Origin of the sequence: Pantoea sp. ACRSC, from assembly GCF_022346785.1 — a bacterium.
Taxonomy (GTDB): Bacteria; Pseudomonadota; Gammaproteobacteria; order Enterobacterales; family Enterobacteriaceae; genus Pantoea; species Pantoea alvi.
Genome location: NZ_JAKRNN010000005.1, coordinates 20,282 through 40,851, shown reverse-complemented (window position 1 = coordinate 40,851; position 20,570 = coordinate 20,282). Strand labels below are relative to the sequence as shown.

Sequence of the window (20,570 nt, the reverse complement as noted above, 5' to 3'; positions counted from 1 at the left end):
TCATGAACATGCACTCTCTCCCTGCGGAGGTGATCGCTGTGGTGCCCGCTGCCGGTATCGGCAGCCGCATGCAGGCGACCTGTCCTAAGCAGTATCTGACCATTGGTCAGCAGACGCTTCTGGAACACAGCATTGCGCGTCTGTTTTCCCATCCCGCTATCAAACAGGTCATCGTGGCGCTCAGCCCGGACGACGCCCAGTTTGCGTCGCTGCCGCTGGCGCGGGATCCGCGCGTGCTCAGCGTGACGGGCGGCGACACGCGCGCCGAGTCAGTGCTGGCCGGACTGCGCGCCGCGCAGGGCGCTGGCTGGGTGCTAGTACACGACGCGGCGCGTCCTTGTCTGCATCCCGACGATCTCGCGCGCCTGCTGCGGGTGCGGGAAACCAGCAACGTTGGCGGCATTCTGGCGGCGCCGGTGCGCGATACCATGAAGCGCGGTGAGCCGGGCGTTGCCGCCGTGGCGCATACCGTGGAGCGTGAGGATCTCTGGCACGCACTGACGCCGCAGTTTTTTCCTCATCAGCTGCTGACCGCCTGCCTGACGCGGGCGCTGGCGGAGGGGGCGACCATTACCGACGAAGCCTCAGCGCTCGAATACTGCGGCTATCATCCGCTGCTGGTCAGCGGACGCAGTGATAACATCAAAGTCACCCGGCCGGAAGATCTGGCGCTGGCGGCATTTTATTTAACCCAGATTCAGTTAAAGGAGAGCGCATGATGCGTATCGGTCACGGTTTTGACGTTCACGCTTTCGGCGGCGAAGGTCCGCTGGTGATTGGCGGCGTGCGGATCCCGTTTGAACAGGGGTTCCTCGCCCATTCCGACGGCGACGTGGCGCTGCATGCGCTGACCGATGCGCTGCTGGGCGCGGTGGCGATGGGCGATATCGGTAAGCTGTTCCCCGATACCGATCCCGCCTATAAGGGCGCGGACAGCCGTGGCCTGCTGCGCGAGGCCTGGCGACGCATCGCGGAAAAGGGCTACCGCATCGGCAACGTCGACGTCACCCTTATTGCTCAGGCGCCGAAAATGCTGCCGCATGTGCCGCAGATGCGCATCAATATCGCTGAAGATCTGGGCTGTCATATGGATCAGGTCAACGTCAAGGCGACCACCACCGAGAAGCTGGGCTTTACCGGACGCGGTGAAGGCATCGCCTGTGAAGCGGTTGCGCTGCTGCTGAAGGCGGATGCGGCATGACGCTGGAGAGCCAGGCTTTTCTGCACGGCAAGCCGACCGCGCGCGGCGTGATCAAAGTCAATCCGGAAGATTTCGTGGTGACGGAAGATCTCGGCTATGGCCCCGATGGCGAGGGCGAGCATCTGCTGGTGCGCATCCGTAAAACCGGCGCTAACACCCGCTTTGTGGCGGACGCGCTGGCAAAGTTTCTCGGCGTGCATCAGCGCGATATGAGCTACGCCGGCATGAAAGATCGTCATGCGGTGACCGAGCAGACGCTCTGTTTCCGCATCCCCGGAAATGGGATGCCCGATCTGAGCGGCTTTTCGCTGGAAGGGGTCGATATCCTTGAGGCGACGCGCCACAAGCGCAAGCTGCGCATCGGCGCGCTGGCGGGCAACGCCTTTCGTCTTGTGGTGCGCCAAATCAGCGACCGCGACGCGGTGGAAGCGCGTCTGGCGCTGATCCGCGACGCCGGCGCACCTAACTATTTCGGCACGCAGCGCTTTGGCCGCGGCGGCAATAACCTCACCATGGCGCAGCAGTGGGCGCGCGGCGAAATCAGCCTGCGCGATCGCAACAAGCGCAGCCTGCTCCTCTCGGCGGCGCGCAGCGCGCTGTTTAATCAGGTCACCAGCGCGCGGCTGCAGCAGCAGGGCTCGCTGACGCAGGTGCTCGAGGGCGACGCGCTGCAGCTCACCGGCCGCGGCAGCTGGTTTGTCGCCCAGGCGGCCGAACTGAGCGAGCTGCAGACCCGCGTCAACCATCATGAGCTGCGTATTACCGCGCCGCTGCCGGGGCGCGGCGAGCCTGGCCCGCAGGGGGAGGCGCTCGCCTTTGAGCAGCAATCTCTGGCGGGTGCAGCAGAATTGGTTACACTGCTTGAGCGAGAGCGAGTAGATGCGGCGCGGCGCGCGATGCTGGTGGTGCCGCGCGATCTGAGCTGGAGCTGGTGGGACGACGTCACGCTGGAGATGCAGTTCTGGCTGCCGGCCGGCAGTTTCGCCACCAGCGTGATTCGGGAACTTCTGCAACAGGAAGGTGACGATGCGGATATTGCTGAGTAATGATGACGGGATCCATGCGCCGGGCATTCAAACGCTGGCAAAGGCGCTGCGCCATATTGCTGAGGTGCAGGTGGTTGCGCCTGACCGCAACCGCAGCGGTGCGTCCAACTCTCTGACGCTCGAGACGCCGCTGCGCACCTTTACTCATGAAAACGGCGATATTGCGGTACAGATGGGCACCCCGACCGACTGCGTCTATCTCGGCGTCAACGCGCTGATGCAGCCGCGCCCGGACATCGTGGTCTCCGGCATTAATGCCGGCCCCAATCTGGGCGACGACGTTATCTACTCCGGCACCGTGGCAGCGGCGATGGAAGGGCGCCATCTCGGCCTGCCCGCGCTGGCGGTATCGCTTAACGGGCATCAGCATTACGATACGGCGGCGGCGGTCACCTGTGCGCTGCTGCGTGCGCTGACGCGCGAGCCGCTGCGCACCGGGCGTATTCTCAATATCAACGTGCCGGATCTGCCGCTGGCGGAGATCAAAGGCATCCGCGTTACGCGCTGCGGCAGCCGCCATCCCGCCGATCAGGTGATCGCGCAGCAGGACCCGCGCGGCAATACCCTCTACTGGATAGGGCCGCCGGGCGAAAAGTTCGATGCCGGCCCGGATACCGATTTCGCCGCCGTGGATCAGGGCTACGTCTCTGTGACCGCGCTGCATGTCGACCTCACCGCGCACGGCGCGCAGGATGTGCTTATCGACTGGCTGGAGAAGTCGGAGGTCAATCTCGTATGGTGAACCGGCGTATCGAAGCGTTGCTGGAGCAGCTGCGCCAGCAGGGCATCCACGATGAGCTGCTGCTAAAGGCCATCGCGGAGGTGCCGCGCGAACGTTTTATCGACGAAGCCTTCGAGCATAAAGCCTGGGACAATGTGGCGCTGCCTATCGGTTCCGGCCAGACCATTTCTCAGCCCTATATGGTGGCGCGCATGACCGCGCTGCTGGCGCTGAAACCTGACTCGCGCGTGCTGGAGATCGGCACCGGTTCCGGCTATCAGACCGCCATTCTGGCGCATCTGGTCGATCACGTTTACTCCGTCGAGCGCATCAAGGGGCTGCAGTGGCAGGCGAAACGCCGCCTTAAACAGCTCGACCTGCATAACGTCTCGACGCGCCACGGCGACGGCTGGCAGGGCTGGCCGTCGCGCGGGCCTTTTGACGCCATTATTGTCACCGCCGCGCCGCCAGAAATTCCGACTGCGCTGATTGCACAACTCGACGAGGGCGGCATTATGGTGCTGCCGGTGGGAGAGGATCAGCAGGTGCTGAAACGTCTGCGCCGCCAGGGTGGCGATATCGTTGAAGAGAGCATTGAGCCGGTGCGGTTTGTTCCGCTGGTGCAGGGCGATTTGGCCTGAGATTGACCTACGTATTTCTTCACAACTGTTTCATAGCACCATCCTTTTGATCTTGTTACTATCCATTTTCATGCGTTATACGCAGGCTTTAATACGCCTCACAGAGCTTTGTGCTGGTGTGTTAGCAAGAAGCGTTATTCAGGTTTGCCATCACGGGGGAACAATGAGCACGGGAAGCCCAATATTTCAGTTACGCCGTCTTGCGGCGCTTTCTCTGGTTGGATTTTGGCTGGCAGGCTGTAGTTCAGGCGACAACACACAAGCACCCATTAGCCAGGTTGGAGATAACGGCAGCAGCGGCGGCATGCTTAGCGCGCCAGGCGGCGTTCCGTCGACGCCGCGTCAGGGAGGAATGATTAGCAATACCGTACCTTCCGCGCAAAGCAGCGGCGCAATGGTTAGCGGTAATGATAATGTTCAGACGCAAAACGGCCGTATCGTATACAACCGCAGTTATCAGAATATTCCGAAAGGTAGTTACGCCGGCGACACTTATACCGTAAAACGCGGCGATACCCTGTTCTATATCGCCTGGATTACCGGCAACGATTTCCGCGATCTGGCTCAGCGCAACAACGTTCCGGCCCCGTACGGCCTGAATGTCGGCCAGACGCTGCAGGTTGGCAACGGTTCAGGACAGCCAATTACCGGCGGCAATGCGATTACCGCAGCCGATGCAACGCAGGGTGGTGTTCCGACTGCGCCGCAAATTAAACCAGCGCCTGTTGCACAGCAACCAGTTATTACGTATTCTGATGATTCGGGTAACTCGTCTGGTAGCAAATTGTTGCCGTCGAAGGGATCAAATGTTGCAACGACAACAGCTCCCCCCGTGGTTGCCGCACCGCCCACGGTCAGCAGTACAACGAACAGTTCGACGCCGGTTGGAAGCTGGCGTTGGCCGACCGAAGGGAAGATTATCGATAACTTCTCCGCTTCTGAAGGGGGAAATAAAGGAATCGATATCGCTGGTTCGCGTGGACAACCTGTCGTCGCTACCGCATCAGGAAGAGTAGTGTACGCAGGCAACGCGCTCCGGGGTTACGGCAACCTGATCATCATTAAGCATAATGATGATTATCTGAGTGCCTACGCCCACAACGATACAATGCTGGTCCGGGAACAACAGGAAGTTAAGGCGGGGCAAAAGATCGCTACCATGGGTAGCACCGGAACCAGTTCAGTTAGATTACATTTTGAAATTCGTTACAAGGGGAAATCCGTAAACCCGTTGCGTTATTTACCGCAGCGATAAACCGGCAGAACCCTGCTGTTCTGCCCTGGGATCACGGGTAGGAGCCGCTTATGAGCCAGAATACGCTGAAAGTAAACGAGTTACATGAAGATGCGGAATTCGAGGAGAATGGAGCTGAGGTTTTTGATGAGAAGGCTCTTGTTGAAAACGAACCCAGTGATAACGACGTAGCGGAAGAAGAGTTGTTGTCACAGGGTGCGACGCAGCGCGTTTTGGATGCGACGCAGCTCTATCTCGGGGAGATTGGCTATTCCCCGCTGTTAACGGCAGAGGAAGAAGTATTCTTCGCTCGCCGTGCATTGCGAGGCGATATCCCTTCTCGCCGCCGGATGATTGAAAGTAACTTACGACTGGTGGTTAAGATTGCCCGCCGTTACAGCAATCGTGGTCTTGCGCTGCTTGACCTGATTGAAGAGGGTAATCTCGGTTTAATCCGTGCCGTTGAGAAGTTTGACCCAGAGCGTGGGTTCCGTTTCTCAACTTATGCCACCTGGTGGATTCGTCAGACGATTGAACGGGCGATCATGAATCAAACCCGTACCATCCGCCTGCCGATTCACATTGTTAAAGAGCTGAACGTTTATCTGCGCACCGCGCGTGAACTCTCCCATAAGCTCGATCATGAGCCAAGTGCGGAAGAGATTGCGGAGCAGCTGGATAAGCCGGTTGACGATGTCAGCCGTATGCTGCGTCTCAATGAACGCATCACTTCGGTTGATACGCCATTAGGCGGTGACTCCGAAAAAGCGCTGCTGGATATTCTGGCCGATGAGAAAGACAACGGTCCGGAAGACACCACGCAAGATGACGATATGAAGCAAAGTATCGTTAAGTGGCTGTTCGAACTGAACGCCAAGCAGCGCGAAGTGCTGGCACGTCGTTTCGGCCTGTTAGGCTATGAAGCGGCAACGCTTGAGGATGTGGGCCGCGAAATCGGTCTGACCCGCGAGCGCGTTCGCCAGATTCAGGTTGAAGGCCTGCGTCGTCTGCGTGAAATCCTGCAGGCACAGGGTCTGAACATTGAAGCGCTGTTTCGTGAGTAACTGACAAGTTGTAAGTACAAAAAAGCGGTGGCTATGAGCCTCCGCTTTTTTTTTGCCGCGACAGGGCGGCCGGGCCGGGAAGACCGGCCGCCAGGCAGCGTTACACCAGCGACTTCAGCCGGTAAATCCACTCCAGTGCCTGACGCGGCGTCAGGGTGTCGGGATCGAGCGCTTCAAGTGCCTCTATGGCCGGCGAACTCTCTTCCACCAGCAGCGGCAGCTGCGAGCCGTCGATGGTCGAGGCGGCGGAGTGGTTCGACAGCGTCTCCAGCTCCTTCAGCTTGTTGCGTGCGCGCTTAATCACCTCTTTCGGTACCCCCGCCAGCGCCGCCACCGCCAGCCCATAGCTTTTGCTGGCAGCCCCTTCCTGTACGCTGTGCATAAAGGCGATGGTGTCGCCGTGTTCGACCGCGTCGAGATGGACGTTGAACACGCCTTCCATTTTCTCCGGCAGCGTGGTCAGCTCGAAATAGTGCGTGGCAAACAGCGTCATCGCCTTGATGCGGTTCGCCAGGTTCTCCGCGCAGGCCCAGGCCAGCGACAGACCGTCATAGGTCGAAGTACCGCGCCCAATTTCATCCATCAACACCAGGCTGTTTTCAGTGGCGTTGTGCAGGATATTGGCGGTTTCCGTCATCTCCACCATAAAGGTCGAACGGCCCGAGGCGAGATCGTCCGCCGCACCGATGCGGGTAAAGATGCGATCCAGCGGGCCGGTTACCGCCTCTTCCGCCGGCACAAAGCTGCCAATCCAGGTCATCAGCGCAATCAGCGCCGCCTGACGCATATAGGTGCTCTTACCGCCCATATTGGGGCCGGTGATGATCAACATGCGGCGCTGCGGCGTGAGCGACAGCGGGTTGGCGATAAACGGCTCTTTCAGCACCTGCTCAACCACCGGGTGACGGCCGCCGGTAATTTTAATGCCGGGCTTCTCCTGCAGCGTCGGACGGCAGTAGTTCAGCGTCCAGGCGCGCTCCGCCAGGTTGCTCAGCACGTCCAGCTCGGCGAGCGCGGCGGCGCTAAGCTGCAGCGCCTCCAGATGAGGCAGCAGCTGGTCAAACAGCGACTCGTAGAGGCTTTTCTCCAGCGCCAGCGCCTTGCCCTTCGAGGTCAGCACTTTATCCTCGTACTCTTTGAGTTCGGGGATGATATAGCGCTCGGCGTTTTTCAGCGTCTGGCGGCGTACATAGTGAATAGGCACGTGGTCGCTCTGGCCGCGGCTGACCTGGATGTAGTAGCCGTGGATGGCGTTGTAGCCGACCTTAAGCGTGTCGAGGCCGAGCTTTTCGCGCTCGCGGATCTCCAGCCGATCCAGATAGTCGGTGGCGCCGTCTGCCAGCGCGCGCCACTCATCCAGCTCCGCGTTGTAGCCCGGCGCGATAACGCCGCCGTCGCGGATAAGCACCGGCGGCGCCTCGATAATGGCTTTCTCCAGCAGCTCGCGCAGCTCGGTAAATTCGCCCATCCGTTCGCGCAGGCGAATCAGCGCCGCCGATTCGACGCTGGCCAGCTGGGCGTTTAATTCCGGCAGCTGCTGAAAAGCGTGGCGCATGCGGGCTAAGTCGCGCGGACGCGCGGTACGCAGCGCCAGACGCGCCAGAATGCGCTCCAGATCGCCTACCTGACGCAGTACCGGCTGCAGCGTATCGCTTAGCGACTGAAGCTCGGCAATGGCGTCCTGACGCTGAGCGATGGTCTGCGCGTCGCGCAGCGGCATATGCAGCCAGCGCTTGAGCATGCGGCTGCCCATCGGCGTTACGGTGCGATCCAGCACCGCCGCCAGCGTGTTCTCGGTGCCGCCGGCGAGGTTCTGCGTAATTTCCAGATTGCGGCGGGTGGCGGCATCCATAATGATGCTGTCCTGCTGCCGATCCATGCTGAGCGAGCGGATATGCGGCAGGCTGGTGCGCTGCGTATCCTTGACGTACTGCAGCAGACAGCCGGCGGCGCGCAGCGCCTGATGCGCCTGCTCTACGCCGAACCCGTTAAGGTCGCGGGTGCCGAACTGCATATTCAGCTGCTGACGCGCGGTGGCGATCTCAAACTCCCACAGCGGACGACGGCGCAGGCCGCGACGCTGGTCAATCAGCGACATCGCCTGCATATCTTCCGGGTAGAGCAGCTCGGCGGGATTGGTGCGCTGCAGTTCGGCGGCCATGGTTTCGGCGTCCGCCGGTTCGCTCAGGCGAAAACGGCCGGAGCTGATATCGAGCGTGGCGTAACCGAACCCCTGCGGGCTCTGCACGATAGCGGCCAGCAGGTTATCCTGGCGCTCCTGCAGCAGCGCTTCGTCGCTAATGGTGCCTGGCGTGACGATGCGCACCACCTTACGCTCAACCGGCCCTTTGCTCTGCGCCGGATCGCCGATCTGCTCGCAAATCGCCACGGACTCACCCAGCTGCACCAGTTTCGCCAGATAGCTCTCTACCGCGTGATAGGGCACGCCTGCCATCGGGATCGGTTCGCCTGCCGAGGCACCGCGTTTGGTCAGCGAGATCTCCAGCAGCTGCGAGGCGCGTTTCGCGTCGTCATAGAAGAGCTCGTAGAAGTCGCCCATGCGGTAAAACAGCAGGATGTCAGGATGCTCCGCCTTGAGGCGCAGATACTGCTGCATCATGGGGGTGTGGGAGGTGAGGTTTTCTAGTGCACTCATAGCGTTGAGATGTCCATTACTGTAAAAATTAGAGACTTAAGTGTTGTTATGGTTATCATTTATGCTCACGTGGTCTCACTGGATCTCATGAAATCCTACATTCAACTGCAGGTTAAAATGTGGCCTGCCAGACGGTAACGTTAAGTGCCACAACCTACATTTCCTTTCACGAGTACGTGATGGATATGATAACGGAGTCTCTATGCCAGGAAAACCAGCGGGAAAGCCACTTTCTTCGAGGGCGCTCGAAACAATGTAATCTGGCAATAGCGATAAAGTGGATGCCGGAGAAAATCGAGGTCTTCGCCTGTCGGGTAGTAAAACCAGCGTTAAGTCCTTTTTCTGTCGTTACACCAGCCTCTGACTGGCAACGTGCAGAGGGTTAAATGGGTAACGTCCCGCAGGCTTCTCTCGCCGCTGTACCTCTTAAACTTCACGCACTAAGGCTTCTCCTTCAGCAGGGTCGATGTTCAGCATCAGAACCCAGGCAAAATATGCGCCTGCGTGCGATTGAGCCTGAGCCAGAGAGGTTATCGGGTTTATTGCTGAACAGGTGACGGCGCACGGCACGCCTGCAGAGAGAGAAAACTGCACAGCGAGTAACACGCTGTCTGATTTCGCAGGGCGAGAGAAAGATGAGAAAAAATTAGCAAGGCAGCCAGACAGCGCATTAAGTCAGCATGCCGAGCAGCAGCGCTTCACCTGCCAGCGCCAGACAGGGGCCGAAAGGCAAGGGCAGATGCAGCGGCCGCCCCCAGTAGAGGCGCGCCAGCAGCGCCGCCAGTAACCCGACGCCAGAAGCGATCAGCAGCAGTAGAGGAAGTGCCTGCCAGCCTAACCAGCCCCCCAGCGCAGCCACTAATTTCGCATCGCCTCCCCCCAGTGCCTCCCGATGACGGAAAAGAGACCAGGCGCAGGCCAGCAGACGGAACAGGAGATAGCCGCCTGCTGCTCCGAGGATCGCCTCTGACGGATAGCCAAACGGCAGCAGCTGGCAACTGTGAAGCAGCAGCCCGAGCCAGAGTAGCGGCAGAGTCAAGGCATCGGGTAGCAACTGACAGCGCAGATCAATCAGCGTCAGCGTGAGCAAAAAACCGCTCAGCAGCAGCGCCGCCAGCAGGGCCGCGTTCCAGGGAAGCCAGGCGGCGAGAAGAAGCGTTATCGCAGCGCTGGCCGCCTCGACCGCTGGATAGAGCCAGGAGACAGGCCGACGACAGCTGCGACAGCGCCCGCGCAGCAGCAACCAGCTCAGCAGCGGAACCGCGTCTGCCGGGCGCACCGGCCTTTTACAGCATGGGCAGTGGGAGCGGGGCTGCCACAGCGACAAGCCAGCCTGCGGATTGAGCAGCATAAGCGGCAGACGATAAATCACCACGTTTAGAAAGCTGCCGACGCAGAGTGCCAGCACGCAGAGTAGCAGCCAGCTTACAGGGGTAGGATTCATGAGTTTTGACGCCTCTTCCTTGATATTGCCAACCTAAACCGGAACGCACAGGGCGCACTCTAAGCCTGTTGTCAGCGTCGAACAAACTAAGCCGCTGTTGCGTATTACTTTTTACGAGAGTCGCCTCAGCTTTTTAGCTGTGTTGCACGGGTGTCGACCGCGACTTTCCTGTCACTTCACAGCCTGCATCTGGCGCTATTTTTGCGTTTCGCCCTGTCCATTCCCGGAGTGAATGTTTACCATAATTCGTGACCTTCACTGCTTGCTTATGGATATCCAATGCGTTTTAAGATCACCTTACTTCCGCTGATTGCCCTGCTTGCGGCCTGCAGCAGTAAACCTGAATCTGCGCCGCAGGCCGCTACCCTGGCCGCGCCGAAAGGGGGCTTCCTGCTGGAGCAGTCCCACGCCGTCCAGCCTGTGCTCGGCGACTTTGCCGGTAACCCGGCCGCTGAACAATTTATCGATCAGATGGTGGAGAAGCATGGCTTCGACCGCCAGCAGCTGCACGCCGTGATTGGGCAGGCCAAACGACTCGACTACGTGCTGCGCCTGATGGATCGTCAGGCACCCAGCTATACGCCCCCCTCCGGGCCTAACGGCGCCTGGATCCGCTATCGCAAGCAGTTTATTACGCCAGATAACGTGCAAAACGGCGTCGCCTTCTGGAACCAGTATCAGGACGCCTTAACGCGCGCCCAGCAGGTTTACGGCGTGCCGCCGGAAATTATCGTCGGCATTATCGGCGTGGAGACGCGCTGGGGCCGGGTAATGGGGAAAACGCGCATTCTCGACGCGCTCGCCACGCTCTCGTTTAACTATCCGCGCCGCGCCAGCTACTTCAGCAGCGAGCTGGAAACCTTCCTGCTGATGGCGCGTAATGAAAAGGACGATCCGCTGGATCTGAAAGGATCGTTCGCCGGCGCGATGGGCTACGGCCAGTTTATGCCATCCTCCTATCAGCAGTACGCGGTGGACTTTAACGGCGACGGCCACGTTAATCTGTGGGATCCAGAAGACGCCATCGGCAGCGTCGCGCACTACTTTAAAGAGCACGGCTGGCGCAGCGGAGAGGGGGTTGCCGTTCCCGCCAGCGGTCAGGCGCCGCTGCTGGAGAACGGCTTTAAAACCAGCTATACGCCGCAGATGCTGGCGGCATCCGGTCTCTCACCGCAGGGCTCGCTGGACGGCAATAATCAGGTCAGCTTGCTGCGTCTGGATATGGGCACCAGCTATCAGTACTGGTACGGGCTGCCTAACTTTTACGTTATTACCCGCTACAACCACAGCACCCACTACGCAATGGCGGTATGGCAGCTGGGCGAGGCGGTAAGCAAAGCGCGCAGCGGCGCAATGTTCTGATTGCTGTCCTTAATAACAGTAAGGGTATATGATGGCGCCTTTATGGCGTCATCTGTCCGTTATTTCAGGAGCTGTTATGCAATCACTTCCCCCATGTCCTCTCTGTCAGGCTGATTACAGCTGGCAGGATGGCGACAACCTCAACTGTCCCTCCTGCGGGCATATCTGGTCGCTGAGCGACGGAGAAAGCCAGCCGGAGCAGCTGGTGGTGCGCGACGCCAACGGCAATCTGCTGGAGGATGGCGATACGGTGACCGTGATTAAAGATTTGAAAGTGAAGGGCAGCTCCTCCACGCTAAAAATCGGCACCCGCGTAAAAGGGATCCGCCTGGTTGAAGGCGATCATAATATCGACTGCAAGATCGACGGCTTCGGTCCGATGAAGCTGAAGTCGGAGTTTGTGAAGCGCGGTTGATTTATACGGGCGCGCTGCGCCCGTCTCAGCGCATTAGTCAAAGAGCCGGTCGAGTGTCTCACACTGTTCAGCGCTCAGGGCGCCGCCGGGGTTGCGCGACTGGCTGCTCATTGAATCGAAACGGCGCGATACCGCGGTTTTAATGGTGGTAACGAAATCCTCCCCAATGGCGTAAATCGCCATCATCTTGCCGATGCGCTGCTGAATGCGCGTCAGCGTCGCCAAATCCTGCTCGCGCCACGCCTGCATCGCCGCCGCGAACAGCTCCGGCACGATGTTATTCAGACCTGAAATGACCCCCGCACCGCCTGCCAGCAGGTTCGGCACCAGATATTCGTCATAGCCGGACAGCACGGCGAAATCGTCGCGCACTTTTTTCGTCTCCTCGATCAGCGCGCGGTTGTGTGACAGGCAGTCGACGGTATCTTTTATGCCGATAAAGTTGGGCAGCTCAGCCGCCAGCTCGCTCACCAGCGTCGGCGTCAAGTCGCAGCCGGTGCGTGCCGGAAAGTTATAGGCGAACCATTTGCCGCCGATCTGCTTATCCAGTGCGCGGAAGTAGCTAAGCAGCTGGCGCGGCGTCTGGCCGTAATAGTAGGGCGGCAGCACCATCACCGCGTCAAAGTCGTTTTGCCAGGCCGCCTCGGCCAGCGCCAGCATATCTGGCACGCAGGTGCTGGAGATATTGGCAACCATGCTGAGCGGCGAAAGCTGACGCGCTTCGCGGATCAGCAGCAAGCGCTCCTGCTGCGTCAGCGAAGCAAACTCGCCAATGCTGCCCATCAGCAGTAAGGTATCAATACCTGACGCGTTCAGGCGGGCGAAGTGGCGACCCAGCGCCTCTATATCGGGCTCTCCTTGCGGTGTAAAAGGCGTAACGGAGGGGCACCACACGCCGGAAAATGCGGGTTGCGAGATCATAAACGCTCCTGAACGTGAAAAATGAAACACCGTTTTAACCTAATGCGCCGCGCGCCCGTCCGCCACCGCAGCGCACAGAATTGGGCAGCACATCGCATTTTTCTTCAGGCTAACTCACGCAGAGGTTTGCATGCAGGACTGGGATCCCCAACTTTATCGGCAGTTTGAATCTGAAAGAACGCGGCCTGCGCAGGAGCTGCTGGCGCGCATACCCGTTGTCGACGTGCGTTTCGCCACGGATTTAGGCTGCGGTCCGGGCAACAGCACCGAACTGCTGGCCCAGGCCTGGCCCGAGGCGCGCATTATCGGGCTGGACAGCTCCGAAGCGATGCTGACGCAGGCGCGCGAGCGGCTGCCGCGCTGCACTTTTCTCAACGGGGATATCCGGCGCTGGCGCGCTGCGGAGCAGCAGCAGGTGATCTACGCAAATGCTTCGCTGCAGTGGCTTGACGCGCACGACAGCCTGCTGCCGCACCTGACGAGCCAGCTTGATAGCGGCGGCGCGCTGGCGATACAGATGCCAGATAACCTGGAGGAGCCTTCGCATCGTCTGATGCGCGAAACCGCCGCCTGCGATCCCTGGCGCCAGCGTCTCGCCGACGTGGAGCGGAAAAAGCCGCTTACCAGCGAGCGCTATTACGATCTGCTGACGCAGGCGGGCTGCGAGGTGGATCTCTGGCGCACCACCTATTACCACGTGATGCCCGACGCGCGGGCGATTGTGCTGTGGCTGAAAGCGACCGGACTGCGGCCGTTTCTCAATGCGCTTGAGCCTGATGAGCAGCCGCGCTTTCTGGAGCAGTATCATCAGGCGCTGCGGCAGGCTTATCCGCCCCGCGCTGACGGCCGCGTTTTGCTCGCCTTCCCGCGGCTGTTTATCGTAGCGGTGAAAAAGGGGGCACAGCGTTGAGAGACGATGCGCAAAGCGGGCAGTCAATGCGCCGCACGGCTTGAAAATGTGCCGCTTCTGCACCATGTTCTCTCTACTGAGCAAAAAGGATGAGTTGCGATGAATGACCTGGAACTGCAGCGCCTGAGCGCGGCAATCGGCGAGCGTCTTAAGGCGAAAGGCGCGACGGTGACCTGCGCTGAGTCCTGCACCGGCGGCTGGATCGCCAAGGTATTTACCGATATCAGCGGCAGTTCGGCCTGGTTCGAACGCGGTTTCGTTACCTACAGCAACGACGCCAAACAGCAGCTGGTGGGCGTCTCCGCAGCTTCGCTTGCGCAGCACGGCGCGGTGAGCGAGCCCGTGGTGCGCGAGATGGCGCAGGGCGCGCAGAGTGCTGCCAAGGCGGACTACGCGCTATCGGTCAGCGGCATCGCCGGGCCGGACGGCGGCAGTGTGGAAAAACCGGTCGGCACCGTGTGGTTTGGCTTCGCGGCGCCGGGTGGAAAAGTGATTGCGAAACGCCAGCAATTTCAAGGGGATCGCGAAGCGGTACGTCGTCAGTCCGTGGCCTTCGCGCTGCAGACATTACAGGACGATTTTTTGGCAAATTAAGCTTGATACTGTATGACTATACAGTATAATTAGCAGCAACAGAAAGCGAGCAGGCATTTGTAGCGTGCTTACCCCCGTATGAGTCAGGAGTAGAAATGGCAATTGACGAAAACAAACAGAAGGCTTTAGCTGCTGCGCTGGGCCAGATTGAAAAGCAATTCGGTAAAGGCTCCATCATGCGTCTGGGTGAAGACCGCTCAATGGACGTGGAAACTATTTCTACCGGTTCGCTTTCTCTGGATATCGCACTGGGCGCCGGCGGTTTGCCGATGGGCCGTATGGTTGAAATTTATGGCCCGGAATCTTCTGGTAAAACCACGCTGACGCTGCAGGTTATCGCCGCCGCACAGCGTAAAGGCAAAACCTGTGCCTTTATCGATGCTGAACACGCGCTGGATCCGGTTTACGCCAAGAAGCTCGGCGTCGACATCGACAACCTGCTCTGTTCTCAGCCGGACACCGGTGAGCAGGCGCTGGAAATCTGTGACGCGCTGGCGCGTTCAGGCGCAGTGGACGTTATCATCGTCGACTCCGTCGCGGCGCTGACGCCGAAAGCGGAAATTGAAGGCGAGATCGGTGACTCTCACATGGGCCTCGCGGCGCGTATGATGAGCCAGGCGATGCGTAAGCTGGCGGGTAACCTGAAGCAGTCAAACACCCTGCTTATCTTCATCAACCAGATCCGTATGAAGATTGGCGTGATGTTCGGTAACCCGGAAACCACTACCGGTGGTAACGCGCTGAAGTTCTACGCTTCCGTTCGTCTTGATATCCGCCGTATCGGCGCGATTAAAGAGGGCGACGAAGTGGTCGGCAGCGAAACCCGCGTTAAAGTGGTGAAAAACAAAATCGCTGCACCGTTTAAGCAGGCTGAGTTCCAGATCATGTATGGCGAAGGCATCAACACCTTCGGCGAGCTGGTCGACCTGGGCGTGAAGTACAAGCTGGTGGAAAAAGCGGGCGCCTGGTATAGCTATAACGGCGACAAGATTGGTCAGGGTAAAGCGAACGCCACCAATTTCCTTAAGGAAAACCCGGCGATTGCTAACGAGCTGGACACCAAACTGCGCGATATGCTGCTGAACAGCGCGAACGCAGAAGCGGGTGCCGCCGATGCGCCAGCAGGCGCGATGGAAGACGCCGCCAGCGAGACGAACGAAGATTTCTAACCCTTTGACGGGAGTGGGCAATCCACTCCCGTTTTTCGTTTTAACGACCCTCTCTTTTCTTCCTCCTCCTTCTGCCGCCATAATTCCCTTCTGATTGAGCAAGGTGACCGCTATGACTGAACAACCGCAACCAAAGGAAATCGCTTTTCCGCGTCTGCTCGACCGCACCATGCGCATTCTGGCGCAGCGAGACCACAGCGAAGCCGAGCTGCGCAGAAAGCTGCAGCAGTCAGTGCAGCGTGCCGCCTTTATGCAGCAGAGCGAGCCGGAAATCATTACTGACGCGCAGCTGGATAAAGTTATCGGCTGGTGTCAGGAAAATGGCTGGCTCAATGAGGCGCGCTTTGTCGAACGCTTTATCCAGAGCCGCAGCCGCAAAGGGTACGGCCCGCAGCGTATCCGTCTTGAGCTGGGGCAAAAGGGCGTCGCGCGGCCAGAAATCGATATGGCGATGGAAGCCTGTGAAATTGACTGGGGTGCCTGCGCAGCGCAGCTGGCGGAGCGCAAATTCGGCCTTCCTTTGCCGACGGAGTGGAAGGCAAAAGCCAAAGTTCAGCGTTTTTTGCAGTCAAAAGGCTTTTTCATGGAGGATATTCAGTCCGTTTTCAGAAATTTTGATGACTGAAAGCCGCGCGGGGTTTTACTTCCCTGTGAAGAAAATTTATCTTATTCCCACTTTTTTGTTCCACTGACGGACAACTGCGCGGATGCGGCTTGTCTGACCGGACGGAACGTTCGTTAGCGTGATTCCAGGATATATATGAGCAAGAGCACTGCTGAGATCCGTCAAGCGTTTCTCGACTTTTTCCATAGCAAGGGACATCAGGTTGTAGCCAGCAGCTCCCTCGTACCGAATAACGACCCGACGCTGCTGTTCACCAACGCCGGCATGGTTCAGTTTAAGGATGTTTTCCTTGGGCAGGACAAGCGCGACTATTCGCGTGCGACCACGTCGCAGCGCTGCGTGCGCGCCGGCGGTAAGCACAACGATCTGGAAAACGTTGGTTACACCGCACGTCACCACACTTTCTTTGAGATGCTGGGCAACTTCAGCTTCGGCGACTATTTCAAGAAAGAGGCGATTGCTTATGCCTGGGAACTGCTGACGGGAGAAACCTGGTTCGCTCTGCCGAAAGAGCGTCTGTGGGTAACCGTTTATGAAACCGATGACGAAGCCTATGACATCTGGGCTAACGATATCGGCGTACCGCGCGAGCGTATTATTCGTATCGGCGACAACAAGGGCAGCGCCTACGCCTCGGACAACTTCTGGCAGATGGGCGATACCGGTCCTTGCGGTCCGTGCAGCGAAATTTTCTACGATCATGGCGACCACATCTGGGGCGGCCCGCCGGGAAGCCCGGAAGAAGATGGCGATCGCTATATTGAGATCTGGAATATCGTCTTTATGCAGTTCAACCGTCAGCCGGACGGCACCATGCTGCCGCTGCCGAAGCCGTCGGTGGATACCGGCATGGGCCTGGAGCGTATCTCCGCCGTGCTGCAGCACGTCAATTCCAACTATGAAATCGATCTGTTCGACAAACTGATCAAAGCGGTAGCGGAAGTCACCGGCGCGACCGACCTCAGCAATAAATCGCTGCGCGTTATCGCCGACCATATCCGTTCCTGCGCCTTCCTGATCGCCGACGGCGTTATTCCGTCAAACGAAAACCGCGGCTATGTACTGCGCCGCATCATTCGTCGCGCGGTGCGCCACGGCAATATGCTCGGCGCGAAAGAGGCGTTCTTCTTCAAGCTGGTTGCCCCGCTGATCGAGGTGATGGGTGCAGCGGGCGAAGATCTGAAGCGTCAGCAGACTCAGGTTGAAAACGTCCTTAAAACCGAAGAAGAGCAGTTCGCCAAAACGCTGGAGCGCGGTCTGGCGCTGCTGGATGACGAGCTGGCGAAACTGCAGGGCGACACCCTGGATGGCGAAACCGTATTCCGCCTTTACGACACCTTCGGCTTCCCGGTTGACCTGACGGCTGACGTCTGCCGCGAGCGCAACCTGAAAATCGACGAAGCTGGCTTTGAGAAAGCGATGGAGCAGCAGCGCCAGCGCGCGCGCGAGGCGAGCGGTTTCGGCGCCGATTACAGCAATGTTATCAGCATTGATGCCGCTTCAGCTTTCAAAGGCTATGACCAGCTCGATTTAGACGCCAGCGTGAAGGCCCTTTACGTTGACGGCGTCGCGGTAGAGGAAGTCGCTGCGGGCCAGGAAGCGGTCGTGGTGCTGGACGAAACGCCGTTTTATGGCGAATCGGGTGGCCAGGTCGGCGATACGGGCCTGCTGAAAGGGAAGAATGCTGAATTTAACGTTCAGGATACACAAAAATATGGCCAGGCTATTGGCCATATCGGTAAGCTGACGTCAGGTCATCTGCGTATCAACGATCGCGTTGAGGCGCAGGTTGATGAAGCGCGCCGTGCGCGTATTCGTCTGAACCACTCTGCAACGCATCTGCTGCATGCGGCACTGCGTGAAGTGCTCGGCGACCATGTGGCGCAGAAGGGATCGCTGGTCAATGATAAATACCTGCGTTTCGACTTCTCCCATTTCGAAGCGATGAAACCGCAGGAGATTCATCAGGTCGAAGAGATCGTCAACGCACAGATCCGTCGCAACCTGCCGGTCGAAACCGAAGTAATGGATATCGACGCGGCGAAAGGCAAGGGCGCGATGGCGCTGTTCGGCGAGAAATACGATCAGCGCGTGCGCGTGCTGACCATGGGCGATTTCTCGATTGAACTCTGCGGCGGCACGCATGCTGCGCGTACCGGCGATATCGGTCTGTTCCGTATTCTGAGCGAATCCGGCACGGCCGCGGGCGTTCGCCGCATCGAAGCCGTTACCGGCGAAGGCGCGCTGGCGCAGGTTTATGCGCAGAGCAGTCAGCTGAATGAGATCGCGCAGCTGGTGAAAGCCAACAGCAGCAATCTGAACGACAAGGTGCGCGGTCTGGTCGATCACGTACGTGCGCTGGAGAAAGAGCTGCAGCAGCTGCGCGATCAGCAGGCCGCTGCTGAAAGCGCTTCACTGAGCAGCAAGGCGATCGATATCAACGGCGCGAAGCTGCTGGTAAGCGAGCTGAGCAATGTTGAGCCGAAAATGTTGCGCACCATGGTTGACGACCTGAAAAACCAGCTGGGCTCGGCGGTGATTGTGCTGGCGACCGTCGCGGAAGGTAAAGTGTCGTTGATTGCGGGCGTGACCAAAGATCTCACTGACCGCGTTAAAGCGGGCGAGCTGGTAGGCGAGCTGGCGCAGCAGGTTGGCGGTAAAGGCGGCGGGCGTCCCGATATGGCGCAGGCTGGCGGCACCGATGCCCAGGCGCTGAAAGGCGCGCTGGCAGGCGTCGAAAGCTGGGTCAGCAACCGCCTGTAACGAAATAGAACAATGCATCGTGAAAAGCGCCAGGGACTGAGGTTCCGGCGCTTTTTAATACGATGTGCATCAGGTAATGACAAAGTCAGGTCGATGTAGTGTATTTCGGCTAAACTAACTATCAGCAGAATGTATTGGCGTAGCGACGTACATTGGTGTATTTCTCATAGTCAATGTTCAGCGTTAAATGATGGATAATGCCGGGAGCCCAAACAGAGCCCGACTCTTTTAATCTTTCAAGGAGCAAAGAATGCTTATTCTAACTCGTCGAGTTGGTGAAACCCTCATGATTGGCGATGAGGTGACTGTAACGGTGCTGGGTGTGAAAGGTAACCAGGTTCGTATCGGTGTGAACGCGCCAAAAGAGGTCTCAGTGCATCGCGAAGAGATTTATCAGCGCATTCAGGCCGAAAAAACTCAGCAAACGAGTTACTAACGGATTCAGCGCCTCGCCAGATGCTGCGAGGCGCTACCGCTTTCCCGCTTTTCTCTTCTTTTCTTCCCGCTTCGCTTTGCTTTTCCCTCGCTCCGTCTTTCCCATTATTTTTCTGGTAGCCAGCTTTTACTGTTGATAAATCACCCTTTTTGTCGGCAAATTGCACCAATTGAGCGTCATTTGTGCAAACGATCGAGCGGTGGGAAAAATTGTTTGACTTATAAGTGCGGGAAAGTAATATGTGCGCCACGCAGTGCCGATGAGCGGAAACAAAGTTCAGACGCACAGTTCGGAAGAACGCGTAAGGTGAGGTGGCCGAGAGGCTGAAGGCGCTCCCCTGCTAAGGGAGTATGCGGTCAAAAGCTGCATCCGGGGTTCGAATCCCCGCCTCACCGCCATTTTCCGATGCATCCGTAGCTCAGCTGGATAGAGTACTCGGCTACGAACCGAGCGGTCGGAGGTTCGAATCCTCCCGGATGCACCATCTTTTAGAGATGCGGAATAAAAAGTAAGTGAAAGAGTCGTTCCTTTCCTGGTGAGTTGTTAGCACCCTGCGTTGTACAAGAATTATCTATGCATCCGTAGCTCAGCTGGATAGAGTACTCGGCTACGAACCGAGCGGTCGGAGGTTCGAATCCTCCCGGATGCACCATACTTCGATATGAAGAGTATGGGTGAGCGTCTCAAAGCGAGACGCGTTAATTCCTGGCACTTCCTGGTTGTCTGATTTAATCCCTGTAAAACGATTTCCCGATGCATCCGTAGCTCAGCTGGATAGAGTACTCGGCTACGAACCGAGCGGTCGGAGGTTCGAATCCTCCCGGATGCACCATACTTTGCGATATAAGCAGTGTGCCCCGAACTGATATGGCAAGACGCAATGCCTGACAGTACGAGGGAGGAAAACGTTGCATTAGCAACGGCCCGTTGGGCGAGGCGCAAGCCGAGTCATCCTCCCGGATGCACCATACTTCGATATGAAGAGTATGGGCGAGATGTCTCAAGCGAGACGTTTCAATTTCTGGTACTTCCTGCTCTGATTTAATCCCTGCAAAACGCTTTCCCGATGCATCCGTAGCTCAGCTGGATAGAGTACTCGGCTACGAACCGAGCGGTCGGAGGTTCGAATCCTCCCGGATGCACCATTCTCTGCGATATAAATCCTATTCTCCGAACTGATATGGCAAGACGCATTGCCAGACAGTACGAGGGAGGAAAACGTTGCGTTAGCAACGGCCCGTAGGGCGAGGCGCAAGCCGAGTCATCCTCCCGGATGCACCATTCTCTGCGATATAATCCCTATTCCCCGAACTGATATGGCAAGATGCATCGCCAGACAGTACGAGGGAGGAAAACGTTGCGTTAGCA

Annotated in this window: 18 protein-coding genes and 5 tRNA genes; 20 read left to right on the top strand and 3 right to left on the bottom strand. The window is 58.4% G+C overall.

Going from position 1 to position 20,570, the window contains the following annotated elements; translation table 11 throughout:
* The first annotated feature begins 2 nt into the window (after positions 1 to 2).
* The 7 genes from ispD to rpoS all read left to right on the top strand — a co-directional run bounded on the left by ispD (position 3) and on the right by rpoS (position 5,907).
* Positions 3 to 719, top strand: coding sequence for a 2-C-methyl-D-erythritol 4-phosphate cytidylyltransferase (gene ispD, locus MHZ97_RS07485; RefSeq protein ID WP_103794819.1), 717 nt, complete (start codon positions 3 to 5; stop codon positions 717 to 719).
* The gene (gene ispF, locus MHZ97_RS07480; protein WP_103794866.1) at positions 719 to 1,201 is read left to right on the top strand and encodes a 2-C-methyl-D-erythritol 2,4-cyclodiphosphate synthase; all 483 of its coding nucleotides are present in this window, start codon (positions 719 to 721) and stop codon (positions 1,199 to 1,201) included. Before ispD ends, ispF begins: the two co-directional genes overlap by 1 nt.
* Entirely contained in the window at positions 1,198 to 2,247 is a 1,050-nt protein-coding gene (gene truD, locus MHZ97_RS07475) for a tRNA pseudouridine(13) synthase TruD (RefSeq protein WP_239314219.1), read from the top strand. Before ispF ends, truD begins: the two co-directional genes overlap by 4 nt.
* The gene (gene surE / locus MHZ97_RS07470) at positions 2,228 to 2,989 is read left to right on the top strand and encodes a 5'/3'-nucleotidase SurE (protein ID WP_103794821.1); all 762 of its coding nucleotides are present in this window, start codon (positions 2,228 to 2,230) and stop codon (positions 2,987 to 2,989) included. Before truD ends, surE begins: the two co-directional genes overlap by 20 nt.
* Positions 2,983 to 3,609, top strand: coding sequence for a protein-L-isoaspartate(D-aspartate) O-methyltransferase (locus MHZ97_RS07465; protein ID WP_103794822.1), 627 nt, complete (start codon positions 2,983 to 2,985; stop codon positions 3,607 to 3,609). The genes surE and MHZ97_RS07465 overlap by 7 nt, the downstream gene beginning before the upstream one ends.
* Before the next feature lie 163 nt (positions 3,610 to 3,772).
* Complete coding sequence (gene nlpD, locus MHZ97_RS07460; RefSeq protein ID WP_103794823.1) at positions 3,773 to 4,864, top strand: murein hydrolase activator NlpD; 1,092 nt, start codon at positions 3,773 to 3,775, stop codon at positions 4,862 to 4,864.
* Positions 4,865 to 4,914: 50 nt separating this feature from the next.
* Complete coding sequence (gene rpoS, locus MHZ97_RS07455) at positions 4,915 to 5,907, top strand: RNA polymerase sigma factor RpoS (protein ID WP_048783701.1); 993 nt, start codon at positions 4,915 to 4,917, stop codon at positions 5,905 to 5,907.
* 100 nt (positions 5,908 to 6,007) lie between these two features.
* Here the strand turns inward: rpoS and mutS are convergent, their stop codons facing one another.
* On the bottom strand, positions 6,008 to 8,563 hold the full coding sequence (mutS, locus tag MHZ97_RS07450) for a DNA mismatch repair protein MutS (RefSeq protein ID WP_239314218.1): 2,556 nt from the start codon (positions 8,561 to 8,563) through the stop codon (positions 6,008 to 6,010).
* Positions 8,564 to 9,233: 670 nt separating this feature from the next.
* Positions 9,234 to 10,007, bottom strand: a complete 774-nt coding sequence (locus MHZ97_RS07445; protein WP_239314217.1) for an A24 family peptidase — start codon at positions 10,005 to 10,007, stop codon at positions 9,234 to 9,236.
* 279 nt (positions 10,008 to 10,286) lie between these two features.
* On the opposite strand from MHZ97_RS07445, the gene mltB reads away from it, so the two are divergent.
* Both mltB and MHZ97_RS07435 read left to right on the top strand, forming a co-directional pair.
* Entirely contained in the window at positions 10,287 to 11,369 is a 1,083-nt protein-coding gene (mltB, locus tag MHZ97_RS07440; protein WP_103794826.1) for a lytic murein transglycosylase B, read from the top strand.
* A 76-nt stretch (positions 11,370 to 11,445) separates the two neighbouring features.
* Complete coding sequence (locus MHZ97_RS07435) at positions 11,446 to 11,784, top strand: zinc ribbon domain-containing protein YjdM (RefSeq protein ID WP_239314216.1); 339 nt, start codon at positions 11,446 to 11,448, stop codon at positions 11,782 to 11,784.
* Positions 11,785 to 11,817: 33 nt separating this feature from the next.
* Here MHZ97_RS07435 and MHZ97_RS07430 read toward each other — a convergent pair whose 3' ends face one another.
* Positions 11,818 to 12,705 (bottom strand): dihydrodipicolinate synthase family protein, encoded by an 888-nt coding sequence (locus tag MHZ97_RS07430; RefSeq protein WP_239314215.1) that lies wholly within the window; start codon positions 12,703 to 12,705, stop codon positions 11,818 to 11,820.
* 130 nt (positions 12,706 to 12,835) lie between these two features.
* On the opposite strand from MHZ97_RS07430, the gene tam reads away from it, so the two are divergent.
* The 11 genes from tam (at position 12,836) to MHZ97_RS07375 (ending at position 20,347) form a co-directional block, all read left to right on the top strand.
* Positions 12,836 to 13,615 carry a trans-aconitate 2-methyltransferase gene (tam, locus tag MHZ97_RS07425; RefSeq protein WP_103794829.1) on the top strand — a complete coding sequence of 260 codons (780 nt, stop codon included), beginning with the start codon at positions 12,836 to 12,838 and terminating at the stop codon, positions 13,613 to 13,615.
* Positions 13,616 to 13,714: 99 nt separating this feature from the next.
* Positions 13,715 to 14,209 carry a nicotinamide-nucleotide amidase gene (gene pncC / locus MHZ97_RS07420; RefSeq protein WP_239314214.1) on the top strand — a complete coding sequence of 165 codons (495 nt, stop codon included), beginning with the start codon at positions 13,715 to 13,717 and terminating at the stop codon, positions 14,207 to 14,209.
* A gap of 95 nt (positions 14,210 to 14,304) precedes the next feature.
* Entirely contained in the window at positions 14,305 to 15,378 is a 1,074-nt protein-coding gene (gene recA, locus MHZ97_RS07415; protein WP_103794831.1) for a recombinase RecA, read from the top strand.
* A gap of 112 nt (positions 15,379 to 15,490) precedes the next feature.
* Complete coding sequence (locus MHZ97_RS07410; RefSeq protein WP_199187297.1) at positions 15,491 to 16,003, top strand: regulatory protein RecX; 513 nt, start codon at positions 15,491 to 15,493, stop codon at positions 16,001 to 16,003.
* 135 nt (positions 16,004 to 16,138) lie between these two features.
* The gene (alaS, locus tag MHZ97_RS07405; protein ID WP_239314213.1) at positions 16,139 to 18,766 is read left to right on the top strand and encodes an alanine--tRNA ligase; all 2,628 of its coding nucleotides are present in this window, start codon (positions 16,139 to 16,141) and stop codon (positions 18,764 to 18,766) included.
* Between the two features lie 250 nt (positions 18,767 to 19,016).
* Positions 19,017 to 19,202, top strand: a complete 186-nt coding sequence (csrA, locus tag MHZ97_RS07400) for a carbon storage regulator CsrA (protein WP_004155916.1) — start codon at positions 19,017 to 19,019, stop codon at positions 19,200 to 19,202.
* A 305-nt stretch (positions 19,203 to 19,507) separates the two neighbouring features.
* Positions 19,508 to 19,600 (top strand) — tRNA-Ser (locus MHZ97_RS07395).
* Between the two features lie 9 nt (positions 19,601 to 19,609).
* Positions 19,610 to 19,686, top strand: a tRNA-Arg gene (locus tag MHZ97_RS07390).
* A 91-nt stretch (positions 19,687 to 19,777) separates the two neighbouring features.
* Positions 19,778 to 19,854, top strand: a tRNA-Arg gene (locus MHZ97_RS07385).
* 103 nt (positions 19,855 to 19,957) lie between these two features.
* A tRNA-Arg gene (locus tag MHZ97_RS07380) sits at positions 19,958 to 20,034 on the top strand.
* A 236-nt stretch (positions 20,035 to 20,270) separates the two neighbouring features.
* A tRNA-Arg gene (locus tag MHZ97_RS07375) sits at positions 20,271 to 20,347 on the top strand.
* Positions 20,348 to 20,570 lie beyond the last annotated feature (223 nt).